The 13,236-nt window shown below is 44.1% G+C and carries 16 protein-coding genes and 1 rRNA gene; 1 reads left to right on the top strand and 16 read right to left on the bottom strand.

All coding sequences use genetic code 11. From position 1 onward, the window contains the following. Window positions 1-78: 78 nt before the first annotated feature. Window positions 79-846, bottom strand: coding sequence for a TatD family hydrolase (locus OQ477_RS20180; protein ID WP_265973565.1), 768 nt, complete (start codon window positions 844-846; stop codon window positions 79-81). A 76-nt stretch (window positions 847-922) separates the two neighbouring features. After that, a complete protein-coding gene (gene metG, locus OQ477_RS20175) occupies window positions 923-2,914 on the bottom strand; it encodes a methionine--tRNA ligase (protein ID WP_022552471.1) in 1,992 nt (663 codons plus the stop codon). A gap of 483 nt (window positions 2,915-3,397) precedes the next feature. Between metG and abrB the strand changes: the two genes are divergently transcribed. Then, window positions 3,398-3,688, top strand: coding sequence for a transition state genes transcriptional regulator AbrB (abrB, locus tag OQ477_RS20170; protein ID WP_169510469.1), 291 nt, complete (start codon window positions 3,398-3,400; stop codon window positions 3,686-3,688). A gap of 50 nt (window positions 3,689-3,738) precedes the next feature. Here abrB and rsmI read toward each other — a convergent pair whose 3' ends face one another. The 14 genes from rsmI to rrf form a co-directional block, all read right to left on the bottom strand. Next, window positions 3,739-4,620, bottom strand: coding sequence for a 16S rRNA (cytidine(1402)-2'-O)-methyltransferase (gene rsmI, locus OQ477_RS20165; RefSeq protein ID WP_265973564.1), 882 nt, complete (start codon window positions 4,618-4,620; stop codon window positions 3,739-3,741). Then, window positions 4,595-4,894 carry a GIY-YIG nuclease family protein gene (locus tag OQ477_RS20160; RefSeq protein WP_038456669.1) on the bottom strand — a complete coding sequence of 100 codons (300 nt, stop codon included), beginning with the start codon at window positions 4,892-4,894 and terminating at the stop codon, window positions 4,595-4,597. Before OQ477_RS20160 ends, rsmI begins: the two co-directional genes overlap by 26 nt. Continuing rightward, a complete protein-coding gene (locus OQ477_RS20155; protein ID WP_004264717.1) occupies window positions 4,881-5,624 on the bottom strand; it encodes a tRNA1(Val) (adenine(37)-N6)-methyltransferase in 744 nt (247 codons plus the stop codon). The genes OQ477_RS20160 and OQ477_RS20155 overlap by 14 nt, the downstream gene beginning before the upstream one ends. 60 nt (window positions 5,625-5,684) lie before the next feature. Then, on the bottom strand, window positions 5,685-6,044 hold the full coding sequence (yabA, locus tag OQ477_RS20150; RefSeq protein ID WP_004264720.1) for a replication initiation-control protein YabA: 360 nt from the start codon (window positions 6,042-6,044) through the stop codon (window positions 5,685-5,687). A gap of 14 nt (window positions 6,045-6,058) precedes the next feature. Beyond that, window positions 6,059-6,886, bottom strand: coding sequence for a competence/sporulation regulator complex protein RicT (ricT, locus tag OQ477_RS20145; RefSeq protein WP_004264723.1), 828 nt, complete (start codon window positions 6,884-6,886; stop codon window positions 6,059-6,061). Between the two features lie 2 nt (window positions 6,887-6,888). After that, complete coding sequence (gene holB, locus OQ477_RS20140) at window positions 6,889-7,878, bottom strand: DNA polymerase III subunit delta' (protein WP_105938190.1); 990 nt, start codon at window positions 7,876-7,878, stop codon at window positions 6,889-6,891. Between the two features lie 11 nt (window positions 7,879-7,889). Beyond that, window positions 7,890-8,330, bottom strand: a complete 441-nt coding sequence (locus tag OQ477_RS20135) for a YaaR family protein (RefSeq protein WP_004264730.1) — start codon at window positions 8,328-8,330, stop codon at window positions 7,890-7,892. Window positions 8,331-8,342: 12 nt separating this feature from the next. Continuing rightward, window positions 8,343-8,672: a cyclic di-AMP receptor DarA gene (darA, locus tag OQ477_RS20130; protein WP_004264734.1), complete on the bottom strand. Its 330-nt coding sequence runs from the start codon at window positions 8,670-8,672 to the stop codon at window positions 8,343-8,345. Window positions 8,673-8,742: 70 nt separating this feature from the next. After that, complete coding sequence (gene tmk, locus OQ477_RS20125; protein WP_007615155.1) at window positions 8,743-9,381, bottom strand: dTMP kinase; 639 nt, start codon at window positions 9,379-9,381, stop codon at window positions 8,743-8,745. Then, complete coding sequence (locus tag OQ477_RS20120; RefSeq protein WP_265973563.1) at window positions 9,378-10,811, bottom strand: aminotransferase class I/II-fold pyridoxal phosphate-dependent enzyme; 1,434 nt, start codon at window positions 10,809-10,811, stop codon at window positions 9,378-9,380. Before OQ477_RS20120 ends, tmk begins: the two co-directional genes overlap by 4 nt. A 76-nt stretch (window positions 10,812-10,887) precedes the next feature. Next, the gene (locus OQ477_RS20115) at window positions 10,888-12,006 is read right to left on the bottom strand and encodes a toxic anion resistance protein (RefSeq protein ID WP_265973562.1); all 1,119 of its coding nucleotides are present in this window, start codon (window positions 12,004-12,006) and stop codon (window positions 10,888-10,890) included. A 15-nt stretch (window positions 12,007-12,021) separates the two neighbouring features. Further along, complete coding sequence (locus tag OQ477_RS20110) at window positions 12,022-12,636, bottom strand: 5-bromo-4-chloroindolyl phosphate hydrolysis family protein (protein ID WP_265973561.1); 615 nt, start codon at window positions 12,634-12,636, stop codon at window positions 12,022-12,024. A 148-nt stretch (window positions 12,637-12,784) separates the two neighbouring features. Beyond that, a complete protein-coding gene (locus OQ477_RS20105) occupies window positions 12,785-12,979 on the bottom strand; it encodes a sigma factor G inhibitor Gin (RefSeq protein ID WP_265973560.1) in 195 nt (64 codons plus the stop codon). A gap of 174 nt (window positions 12,980-13,153) precedes the next feature. Beyond that, a 5S ribosomal RNA gene (gene rrf / locus OQ477_RS20100) occupies window positions 13,154-13,236 on the bottom strand; the annotation flags it as partial.

The following is a 13,236-nucleotide window of genomic DNA, read 5'->3' as shown; positions in this document are numbered from 1 at the left end:
GGAGAAGGAAGCTTGTAGAACCGTTTTACATATCCACTGAATCGGACAAGCTTTTACACGTTATGACAGCGCATTCTGTCAGTTCATGCGGAAAAGTCTTTTTGCGTTTTCGGTTGTAATTGAGGCAATTTCCTCATACGTCAGCCCTTTTAATTCGGCGAGCTGTTCAGCAACATATTTTACGTAGCTTGGCTCATTTCGTTTGCCGCGGAAAGGATGCGGTGTCAGGAAAGGGCAATCCGTTTCAATCAGCAAACGGTCATTCGGAATTTCCTTTGCAACTTCTTTTGGTTTCTTCGCATTTTTGAAGGTAACCGGTCCGCCGAATGAAATATAGAAATTCATATCCATACACTGCCACGCAACCTCCGCGCTCCCCGTAAAGCAGTGCATAATACCGCCGACTTCTTCCGCTCCCTCTTCTTTCAAAATTGTGACAACATCTTCCGTTGCATCACGATTATGAATGATAATTGGAAGATTCACTTCTTTGGCGAGAGCGATTTGTTTCCGGAATACTTCTTTCTGAACGTCTTTTGGTGATTTATCCCAGTGATAATCAAGGCCCATCTCTCCGATTGCCACGACTTTTTCGTGAGAGGACAGTTCCTTAATCCATGATAAATCTTCCTCTGTCATGTCAATTGCGTCTACCGGATGCCAGCCGATCGCAGCGTATATAAAGTCATATTCCTCAATCAGCTCCATCGCACGCGTGATAGTGGGTTTGTCGAATCCGACAACGACGATCCGTTCAACTTTTTCAGCCTTTGCACGCGCAATGACTTCCTCTAAGTCTGTGTCAAATTGCTCGGTATTTAAGTGCGCATGTGTATCAAAAAGCATCATAAAAACTCCTTTCTTGTTGAAAAACAAAAGGTGTTCGACGGAATGTTACACGTGAAACACCTTTTGCATCTATTTATTTAATTCGAGTGCCTTTCGGTAATGACTGGTCGACAGCTACAACTTTGAGAACGCCGTCTGATTCTCCCGCCAGTATCATTCCTTGAGAAAGCTCGCCTCTCAGTTTTACCGGTTTTAGATTTGTTACACAAATGATCTTCATTCCCACAAGCTGATCCGGTGTGTAATGCTTCGCGATACCTGATACAACTTGGCGCTGTTCAAAGCCCAGATCAATTTGCAATTTCAGCAGCCGATCTGCTTTTTTCACCGGCTCTGCGGACAAGACTTCTGCGACGCGAAGTTCTGTATCCATAAATTGATCAAAGGTAATTTCAGGAAGACGCTCTGCTTCTTGCGGCTCTTCCGCCTTTTCTTCTTTAGCAGGAGCAGTTCCTTGCATTTTTTGCTTGATGTAAGCTACTTCTTCTTCAGCTTCAAGACGAGGGAAAAGCGGTTCCCCTTTTTTCACTTTCGTGTTCTTCAATTGGCCGAATGTCTGAATGCTGTCCCATGCTTTAAGAGACTGATCCTCAACTCCTAGCTGGGCAAACATTTTTTCAGGCGTTTGTGTCAAGAAAGGCTGGAGCAATACGGCTGAGATACGTAAAGATTCAGCTAAATGATACATGACAGAACGTAATTCTTTTTCTTTTTCCTGGTCTTTAGCAAGCACCCACGGAGCAGTTTCATCAATATATTTGTTCGTACGGCTGATTAATTGCCATAGCGTTGATAAAGCGACTGAAAACTCCATGTTTTCCATTGCCTTTTCATAAGCTTTAACCGTTTCACCGGCTACAGAAGAAAGCTCTGAATCAAAATCTGTCACATTTCCTTCATATGAACCAATCTCGCCGTCAAAATATTTTTGGATCATTGCGACTGTACGATTCAGAAGGTTTCCTAAGTCGTTCGCCAAGTCATAATTAATCCGTTCTACGAAACCTTCCGGCGTAAAGACACCGTCTGAACCGAACGGTACTTCGCGAAGCAGGTAATAGCGAAGTTCATCCAAGCCGTAGCGTTCAATTAACGTTACCGGATCAACGACATTTCCTTTTGATTTCGACATTTTTCCGTCTTTCATCAATAACCAGCCATGCGCGAATACTTGCTTAGGCAGCGGGAGATCAAGCGCCATCAGCATAATCGGCCAGTAAATGGTATGAAAACGGACAATTTCTTTACCGACAAGATGGACGTCAGCCGGCCAGTACTTTTTGTAAAGCTCATCATTTTCCGTATCGTAACCGAGCGCTGTAATATAGTTGAACAGTGCGTCAATCCATACATACACGACATGCTTCGGATTTCCCGGCACTTTTACGCCCCAGTCGAACGTCGTTCTGGAAACGGCCAAATCTTCAAGCCCCGGTTTAATGAAGTTGTTAATCATTTCATTTTTGCGTGATTCAGGCTGGATGAAAGAAGGATTTTCCTCATAAAACTTCAGCAGGCGGTCTGCGTATTTGCTCATGCGGAAGAAGTATGACTCCTCTTTGATTAATTCGACCGGGTGGCCGCTGTCCGGGCTTTTTCCGCCGACAACCTCACCCTTCTCATTTCTTTCCACATCCACCAGCTGTGTTTCCGTATAGAATGTTTCATCAGGGATGCTGTACCAGCCCTCATACTCATCCAGGTAAATGTCACCATTATCAAGAAGTTTTTGAAACACTTTCTCGATAATTTCTTTGTGCCGGCTTTCCGTCGTCCGGATGAAATCATCGTGAGAAATGTCGAGCTGCTTCCATAGTTTTTGGATTTCAGCAACTGCACGATCCACATAAGCTTGAGGCGTGATATTCTCTTCCTCCGCTTTCTGCTGGATTTTCTGTCCGTGCTCATCCGTTCCGGTTAAGTAGCGTACGTCAAATCCTTTTAATCTTTTGTAACGCGCCATCGCATCGCCGGCCACGGTAGTATAAGCATGGCCGATATGTAATTTTCCGCTCGGATAATATATCGGGGTTGTAATATAAAAAGTATTATTGTCTTGCGGCATGTTGCAACCTCCCATTCAGAATGTCGAAAAGCTCACGCCCAAAGGACGAGAGCGGTTTTATTTGATATACAATATTGATATTTGTCCTCTATCTATGATACCATCTTAGCCTTTAAGATCAAGGATATATACGTACTGCGCGTAAAAGAGTAAATAAAATTAAAAATTTTTATTGAAATTAAAAAAAGTCTTAACATGTCGAAATTTGTCGTATATAATCTACTAATATAAAACATCTTGGTTCGAAAGTCTTGATTTAAAAGGATTTTCAGTAGGATAATAGGTTCGAAAAAGCAGTCAAAAAGCCTGTTATTTCAGGATTTCCAAGGCTTTACTTACTATAAGAACTAATTCTTACAATCAATAGTAAACAAAAAGATTGACGATTATTGGAAACCTTGTTATGCTAGGAATGTAAGGAATTTTGTCGAATAATGACGAAGAAAAATATAAACTACAAAATAATTATCTCTCGGGAGGAGACTGTTAATGAAATCTACTGGTATCGTACGTAAAGTTGATGAACTTGGACGCGTAGTTATCCCTATCGAACTTCGCCGTACACTGGGCATCGCAGAAAAAGACGCTCTTGAAATTTATGTTGATGATGAAAAAATCATCCTTAAAAAATATAAACCAAACATGACTTGCCAAGTAACTGGTGAAGTTTCTGATGATAACCTTAAACTTGCCGGCGGCAAATTGGTACTCAGCAAAGAAGGCGCTGAGCAAATCATCTCTGAAATTCAAAACCAGCTTCAAAACCAAAAATAAGCTATTTCATACAAAAACCGTTCTCGTTACGATACAAGAACGGTTTTTTTTTATGATTGAATGTGATAAGCGTCATAAATCTCGCGTTTCGGAACGCCCCGATCTACCGCTGTTTGTTTTATGGCCTGTTTGGAAGATGCTCCTTCGTTTATGTAATGCTCCACATGCTCTTTCTCAGAAAGCTCCGTCCACCAAGGCTTTTCCTCTTCATCCGGTTCAGCGGTTTGATTTCCTTCGACAACGAGACAGAACTCACCGCGGATTTGATCTTCATTTGCCCATTCAATCACCTCGGCGATGGTTCCTCTGATGAATTCCTCATACTTTTTCGTTAATTCTCTCGTGACGGCGATGGTTCGATTACCCAAAACGTCATGCATTGCTGTTAATGTTTCTTTCAATCTGTGCGGCGCTTCGTAAAATATCATCGTTTCCTGCCGTTTTTTCAGGATTTCGAGTTCTTTCTTCTTTTCTTTTTTCTGTCTGTTTAAAAATCCGTAGAAGAAAAACGGCTGCGGGGTGATGCCTGATGCGGTCAGCGCGGTTAATGCCGCATTTGCACCCGGAAGCGGAACGACATATCCGCCGATTTGGGTGAAATCTCTCACAATCTCAGCCCCCGGGTCGGAAATTGTCGGCATGCCGGCATCACTGACCAATGCCACATTCTTTCCGCTTTTCAGCCATTCAATGATTTTATGGCCGCTGCTTTCTTTATTATGTTCATGATAGCTGATGAGAGATGTTTCTATGTCATAAACATGGCACAGCTTTTTCGTCTGTCTCGTATCTTCGGCAGCTATGACATCGGCCGATTTCAGCGTCTCTACTGCACGAAAGGTCATGTCCTCCAAATTGCCGATCGGTGTAGGAACAAGGTACAGAGTTCCCATTTCAGATTTTCCGTTAAAACTCATCTGGCGTCTTAACATATACAGCCTCCTTGCTGCGTCGTTTTTCTTCTATATATTGCTCTTTTTTCTTTCGGGTCAGCTGTTTAAAACGGTATTCCGCCTGCATCGCTTCCCGTTTTGTTTCAAATGATTCCGCATGGCATAACAAAACCGGCCTCCGCGCTCTTGTGTACTTCGCGCCCTTTCCCTCATTGTGGGTTTTCAGCCGTTTTTGCAGATCATTTGTATAACCGGCGTACAGACTGTTGTCATTGCACAGCAGCACATAAAAGAAATGACTATTTGTCTCCATATAAAATCGTGCGGATCTCTTTCGTATATTCATTTTGTTCATTGTATACGAACAGCGGGGGAAGAATTTTGAGATCAGGGCGGCCGCCTTTAATTCCTTCAACCAAAATGGTATTCGCTTCTTTACCTTGTTTCGGATAAATAAACTGAACCCGTTTCGGTTCTATTCGGTACGCTTTCATTAATTCAAAGATTTCCAAAAGCCTCCCCGGCCGATGAACGAGAGCCGCTTTTCCGCCCTGCTTCAGCAGTTTGCTGCTGACGGAAATCACATCTTCAAGCGTGCAAAGAATTTCGTGCCTTGCGATTCTGAGATGCTCGTTCAGGTTCTGCTCCGCCTCTTTCGGTGTTTTAAAATAAGGCGGATTGCAGGTGACAACATCATATTTATTATGTCCGAGTCTTTCCGGCATATTTTTCAGATCATCATGAATGAGACTGATCTGACCGCCCAGCCCGTTGTATTCCACGCTTCGGAGCGCCATATCATACAAGCGTTCCTGAATTTCAACGCCGGTGATATCGGCTTTTGACCTTGTGCTGAGCAAAAGCGGCACAATGCCGTTCCCCGTGCATAAATCAACGATGTTCCCCTTTTGAATCGGAACGTATGCAAACTTAGACAGCAGCACGGCATCTAATGAAAAAGCGAAAACCGTCGGACTCTGTACTATTTTCATATCCTCTGCTAATAAGTAATCCAATCTTTCATCATCACGTAATGAAACCATCATCTTATTCCTTTCGGCACTCTTTGAAAAAGGCTTCCGACATCAGCGGAAGCCTTTTCCTTATTTTTTATTTAAGAAGGACAGACAAAAAAGGCAATCTCCCTTGCGGACGCTCCCATAATGGACGTTGCAAATATGAAAGCCTTCTTGATACAGCCGGGCCAGATTGTCGTACCCTTCTCCTATATCACTCTGCTCCGCCTTCTGTGTTTTTGTTTCTTTCTGATCGGCTTTGAATTTCTCAATTTGCTCTGTCGTGTCATCAAGCCGCTTACGCAAATGCTTATTTTCAAGCTGAAGATGATGATTCTCTTCAATCATTTCGCCGATATGCTGCTTTAAGTCACCCAGCTGACGGTACAGCGAACCGATTTGTTCCTCCAGGTTTATGACAGTATCAAATAACTCTTTTTTATCCAAGGTTCCACACCTCGTTAATCTGTGGTTTGTGCGGATACGACGCCCTCTTCCAAGAGCTCTTCCCAAGTATATTCTATCACTTTTTCACGATTCTTCAGTTCCACCTGAAGCACCCGTTCCAGAATATTAAGACCGACAACCTTTGCGGGGCCGTTTGCCGTCGTAATCATTTCGCCTAAATCCGGCAGCTGTTCTTTTGCCGTCTCATACTCATCATTTTCGTACTTCAAACAGCACATCAAACGGCCGCACAGACCGGAAATCTTCGTTGGGTTCAACGATAAATTTTGATCCTTCGCCATTTTGATGGACACCGGTTCAAAATCGCCGAGGAACGTGGAGCAGCAAAGCATTCTCCCGCATGGTCCGATACCGCCGAGCATTTTCGCCTCGTCCCTCACCCCGATTTGGCGCAATTCGATTCTCGTTTTAAAGATAGAAGCCAAGTCTTTGACCAATTCCCTGAAATCAACCCGTCCGTCTGCTGTAAAGTAAAAAATGACTTTATTGCGGTCAAATGTAAACTCAACATCAACCAGCTTCATATCTAAGCCGTGGTCAGCCACTTTTTTCTGACAGACTTCAAAAGCGGACAGGGCCTCCTGTTTGTTTTCTTCTACAATGAGAAGATCGCGTTCATCAGCAACGCGTATGACCTTTCGAAGCGGAAGCACAACATCATGCTCGTCCACTTGTTTATTTGCGATGACAACCTGCCCGTATTCGACACCTCTTACGGTTTCAACTATGACGCAGCTGTCTTGTTCTATATCAAATCCGTTCGGATCAAAATAATAAATTTTTCCCGCTTTTTTAAAGCGGACGCCTATTACGTTGTACAAGCTTATCCCTCCTGCAACGTTAACACCAAGTGCTCCATTAATCCCTGCACATTCACATTGGAATGAAGCCGTTTTTTTGCTTCTAAAACAGCGAGAATTTGGTTCGTAACGCTTTGTTGTGTAAATTGCAGCGCATGCTGTTTTATTGATTGGAATAAGTCTTGATAAATCAGTTTATCTTCATTTCCAATTTGGATGGATAATACATCACGGTATATCAATAAGAGCATATCAAGACCCATTTCTTGATGGGTTTTTTCTTTGAAAAAGGGCACCCACTGATCCTGAATGAAGAAAAAGGCATGTCCTTTCCGCTGATGTAAGACTTCATACAATTTTATCACTTTCGCTCTGGACTCTGCAAACTCATCATTTCGACTTAATTCGACTGCTTCCGCAATATTATTTGTCATATTTGCTAAGAGCCGGGCCATGTGAGGGCTCACTTCCTGTTCAATCAGCCTTTCTTCTATGGCTTTCGGCTGAAGCGGTTGGAACGGGAGAACCTGACATCTCGAAACGATGGTATCCAGTATTCGGTGGAGCTGCTCAGTAATAAGAATTGCGATGGTGTCTTGACTCGGCTCCTCTAAAAATTTCAGCAGACTGTTTGCCGCATTTGTCGTCATTTGATCCGCATGGGATATAATGTATAGCTTTTTATGCGATTCCAGTCCTGTTTTAGAAAACTCTTCCTGAAGCGACTGGATCTGAGCCTTTTTAATGGATAATCCGTCGGGCTGAACCACATGCAGGTCGGGATGGTTTCCGGATTCAATGCGCTTACAGTTCCGGCACTCCCCGCAAGGCTCAGTCCCGCCTTCAAGGCAAAAAAAGCTTTTTGCGAGAAGCAGTGCGGCATCCAATTTGCCCGTACCTTTTTTGCCTTCAAACAGATAGGCGTGAGAAAGCCTTTTCTTTTCAATACTGTTATGCAAAAGCCGCATCACTCTGGGCTGCTGCCCGGTCATTTCCTTCCATGATATTACCATTGTATCACTCTCTATGTGTAAAGGTTAATCAATAAACCTTTTATTTCTCCGATTCGATCCAGCAAATCAATTGCCGGTTTTTCCTGATCTAACATTTCTTCCGTCAGCTGAAGCAGTTTTTCATCTATTTCTTTCACAAGCCCCAGAGTCCGGCTGCTGCCGTACAGGTCAAAGCTTTTCTCCGTCTCATGCGATAATCCGCTGTCTACGGCCTCTTTTACAAAACGTTTTACCAATCCTTTGAATTTCGCTAAGTCTTTGAAGTTTCTCGACTTCGTCAGCCTTTTCCCGAACGTTTCTATATCCGTTAAGAACCTGCTCAGCTGATCAAATTTCAGCTTGCTGCTTTGGCTGTCCATTGAACTTTTAAATGTTCCGGAAAGCTCTGCCGCTTTATAAGCAGGCTGCTGCTTTTTCTCAATAAATGTACGTAAGTCAGAATTTATTTTCACGTCGTCAAATCCTTAAAATTGATGAAATTCATCGACCGGGAGGACAAAGACCGTCGCTCCGCCGACTTCCACTTCGACGGGATATGGAACGTAGGAATCCGCATTCCCGCCCATCGGGGATACCGGGGCAATCATCTGATCACGTTTACAGCCATTCTCTTTAATGAGGCTGAGCGCTTTATCGACACGGATATCTTCCACCCCGATCATAAACGTCGTATTGCCTGATTTAAGGAATCCGCCTGTTGTCGCAAGCTTCGTCACCCTGAAGTTGTGGTCGGTTAATACTTTCAAAAGCCTGTTGCTGTCCTGATCCTGCACCACTGCCACTATTAGTTTCATTCTCTAGGCCCCCTTTAGGTTGGAAAGAACATTGTCGTTACATTCATTATAGCAACTTATGAGAAACAGGTCACAACTGAATTTTTTTCAATGCTTCATTTATCACTTGAAGTGCGTCCTGAATGACGAGTTCCTTCTTTTTCGAAGCGTCGATTGTATGAAATCTTTCCGGAAAACGCTGCATGACCTTTTGGTATCCTTCCCGTACTTTTGTGTGAAAGTGCAGGGCCTCAAGATCGAGACGATTCTTCTCTCTTGAATCATTCGACGTAATCCGTTTCAACCCTTCTTCCGGCTCAATAGAAAAATAGATGGTGACATCAGGCATCGTATCGCCGATTGCAAACTGGTTGATAGAAAGGACTTCATCAATGCCGAGCCCTCTCGCATAGCCTTGATAAGCCAGCGAACTGTCGATGAAACGATCGCACAGCACAATGCGGCCTTCTTTCAATGCAGGCTGCACCTTTTCGGCTAAATGCTGTCTTCTCGCCGCAGCGTAAAGCAGCGCCTCCGTTTTTGCATCCATCAGTGTATTGTTTTTATTTAAGATCACTTCTCTGATCTGTTCCGCAATGTCGATGCCGCCCGGTTCTCTTGTCGCTGTCACCGGGAGCCCCTCTGCCGACAGAATCTCTTTCATTTCCTGAAGCACAGTCGTTTTCCCTGCACCTTCAGGACCTTCAAATGTTATAAATAAACCGCTCATGATTTCTCCTCTTCTATATAGACAAGTAATTGTTCCCCGTTTAACAAGCCTTGAATATGCGCGTCCATGCCGATTAAACGGGAAAGCTTTTGTACGATCTCTTCTGTTATCCGTTCTCCGTCCATGACCAGCGGAATTCCCGGCGGATAAGGAATAATGTTGCCCGCATGCAAGCGCCCGGCAGCCTTATTTATATCTGTAAGCTCTTTCTTCAACTTCCGCATCTCATTTTGCGGGTATTCAAGTGTCGATATGGACGGAAATGTCCATTTCACGGCATCCGGCAATTTATCGGGCGGTGTATTCTCCAGTTTCTGCTTTATGTTTCTTACGGTTGCCTGTTCTATCATCCGCCGGCCGCCTATCGGCAGTACGAGCAATACTTGGTACTCGTCAGCCAGCTCGGCAACAATGTCTTCACTCTCCAAAATGCGTTGTAATGAATAGCCGGAATGTCCGAGCTTTGACCGAAGAATTAATTTTAACGGGTCCGCCCGCAGCCCATATCCGGAAGGCTCGATTATTTCAATAGAAGAAATTGATGCGAACCTTCGTTTGATTTTCTCAATGTGCTCCATATGAACGGGAAGTGTCCCTTTTTCAGCAATATCCTGCACATAAGCGCGCGCCGTATCTAAAGATGCCATAATCGGGTATGACGGGCTGCTGCTTTGCAAACTGCTTATATAATAAGTTAATCGATCTCTGTCAATTCTGGTGCTGTTCAAATGAAAGTAAGACCCCATCGTCATAGCCGGAAGCGTTTTATGAGCCGATTGAACAACGGCGTCCGCCCCCATAGCCAATGATGAAGGCGGGAAAGGCTGGCCTAACACAAAGTGAGCCCCATGAGCCTCATCTACCAGTACAGGAACGCCGTATGAATGGGATTTGTTAACTGCCGCAGTCAAATCGGCGGCGTGTCCGTAGTAAGTCGGATTGGTCAGAACAAGTCCTTTCGCGTTCGGATATGACGCCAGCGCTTTTTCGATGACTGAAAGGGATACATGTGCCGGCACATGCATGTTTTCATCGATTTCCGGCGCCAAATAAACCGGCTTGGCTCCGGCCAATGCCACTGCATGGAAAACAGACTTGTGACAATTACGCTGGATCAGAATGGGTTCACCCGGTTCACAAACAGCTAAAATCATCGCCAGATTGCCGGCGGTCGTTCCGTTGACGAGAAAGAAGCTTTCCTGAGAGCCGTACAATCTGCTCACCAAATCCTGCGCTTCCTTAATGACCCCCGTCGGGTGATGCAAGTCATCAAGACCCGTGATCTCAGTCATATCAATAGATAAAAGAGATTGATATACAGATTTGGCTTCATCAAAAAAGACATCTCCATTGTGATGTCCCGGAACATGAAAAGAATACGTATTTCGGTGCGCATGCTTCATCAGCGCTGTATATAAAGGTGTGTCCATTTTTAAACAAATCCTTTGCCTGTCTTTCTTATTATATCGTGACTGCGAGCCAACTTAAAGCTAAGACTTTTGCCATCTAGCCGTTATCCCGGCCGGACCTCATATCAAGCAGCTTCTTTTTTAAATCGCCTTCCATGATAACAAGCTCCTCCTCGGCACGCCTGCGTTTCATCCTGCCTTCTTCTTGAATAGACATGATTTCTTCAAGTGTGCTGACTAAGCTTTCCTGCACTTTTTTGAGGGTTTCTGCCTCAACAAGTCCGCGCTCATTGGCTTTGGCGGTCTCGACTGTACTTGTTTTCAGAAGTTCGGCGTTTTTCAGCAGCAATTGATTTGTCGTATCCGCCGCCTTCTGCTGCACATCTGCCGCACTCCGCTGCCTCATAAGCGTCAGCGCGATGGCGACTTGATTCTTCCATAAAGGAATAGCCGTAACAATGGAGGACTGAATTTTCTCTGCCAGTGCCTGATTCGTGTTTTGAATCAGGCGGATTTGCGGCGCACTCTGAAGCGTAATCTGCCTGCTCAGCAGCAGATCATGCACCCTCTTATCCAGACGGTCGGCAAACTGGCGAAGATCATTCACTTCCTGCGCGGCCATTTGATTGTGTTCTTGTAATTCGGCTTTTCTTCCCGCTTCGGGTATCAGCTTTGTTTTCAGCTCATCTAATTTTAATTCCCCCGCTGCTATATACATAGTTAAATCAGAAAAGTATTGTTTATTTTGGGCGTACAGCTGATCTAACAATTTATTGTCACTCAACAGCACATTTTTAGAATGTTCCAGCCTTCTGCTGATACGGTCAATCTGCACACTTGTCTTTTGATATTTCGAAAGCACTTCCTGTACAGAACCGGACACCCTTTTAAACAGCCGGGCGAAAAACCCTTTGTTCTTCATCTGCAGATCATCAGGGTTGACCTGGTCAAGCTTCAGCATCAAATCAGCCAGTATCTGTCCCATCTCTCCTGCATCTTTTCTTTGCACGTGCTCTATCATCGTGTGGGAAAATTCCAGAAGATTCGCCTGCGCCTGTGAACCAAACAGAACAATGCTTTGCATGTTCTCAGGGTCCAGTTTTTCAGCGAGCCGAAGTGCCGCTTCTCTTTTTTCTTCCGGCAGCGTATCTGCAAGCTTTAGAGGGGTCTGGTCATTTTGGGCGCCCATGCTGTCGTCGGAACGGTCTTTGGCCATTTCCTTCTTCCTTTCCTATTTTCTCAGTGAATGCTTTGCCATATCTAATTCAAAGTGCAGGTCGTCGATGTCCTCCTTCATCAGTTCATGAAGGTCCTCTTCCAGCCTTCTGGAAAGCTCTGCTAGAGTCATCCTCGTCTCACTCAAGGACATTGATAAATCTTTATTTTTTCGCGGCTGTGAGGAGAGCAGAGCATACTTTTCCGTCAGTTCCACAACAGAATCAAGCGTTTGATAATAGAAACGCTCTGCCTGATAAAAACGCTTCGGCTCTTGCTTTGTGAGCAGATATATTCGTCGGGTTATCCGCAGTATCTCTGCATTCTGCTTCAGCATTTGTATACTTTTAGAGCGAAAAAGCGCCCTGCGTAATCGGATGATTTTACCCTTTGCTTCCTCAAGATTTTCCTTGATATAAACATATTCTTTTCTTGTCAGCCGGTGTTTTTTTAAAAAGAGACGCTTCGCATTCCACAGGCCGGCCGCACTGGCTGCGGCTCCGCCGGCTGCCCCGTATAAAAGCGAATACAGAAAAGGCTGATGCCCTATCGTAAAGAAGGTTATCCCCACTAATACAAAAACTGTGCTGCCGAAAAGCGTCCATTTCATATATTGAATAAACGGTTTCATACTTGATCGACTCCTATTTATTCACTTTTATTAGTATTATCTATTACATTCCATGTCTAAACAAGTTCCTCTTCTTATCGTATCAGTTCTTTAATAAAAAGTGTAAAAACTCCTCTGATTTCAGGCAAAAAAAAGACCCTTTTCAGGGTTAAGAATATAACGTCGGTGTATGAAGGCTTTTCAGTTTACGAACGAAAAATTCATAATTTGGATCAGAGGTCGGAGTGGAAACTACTTTCTTCTCACACTCTAAACATATAAATTTCGTATAAATATGGATTCCCCTGCGTTTTTTGGTTTCACACACAATACATGTTTCTTCATGGCTGGACGTTTCATTCATTTTGCCCACCTCCGTATGAATAGCCTTCCCTTAAGCTGTTGATTGTATACACAATTTGGACCTTTTTGAAGTTTGCAATTAGTATATGGGTGTTTCCGTATTTCGGTGTTTGTTTTGTTTTTATTCAAAAACAAAAAAGGCAGCTCATGATGAGCTGCCTTTACCATAACGATAGCTTGGCGGCGTCCTACTCTCACAGGGGGAAACCCCCGACTACCATCGGCGCTGAAGAGCTTAACTTCCGTGTTCGGCATGGG

The organism is Bacillus sp. ChL18 (genome assembly GCF_026241425.1).
GTDB classification, from domain to species: domain Bacteria; phylum Bacillota; class Bacilli; order Bacillales; family Bacillaceae; genus Bacillus; species Bacillus velezensis.
This window is presented reverse-complemented; position numbering and strand designations above follow the sequence as displayed.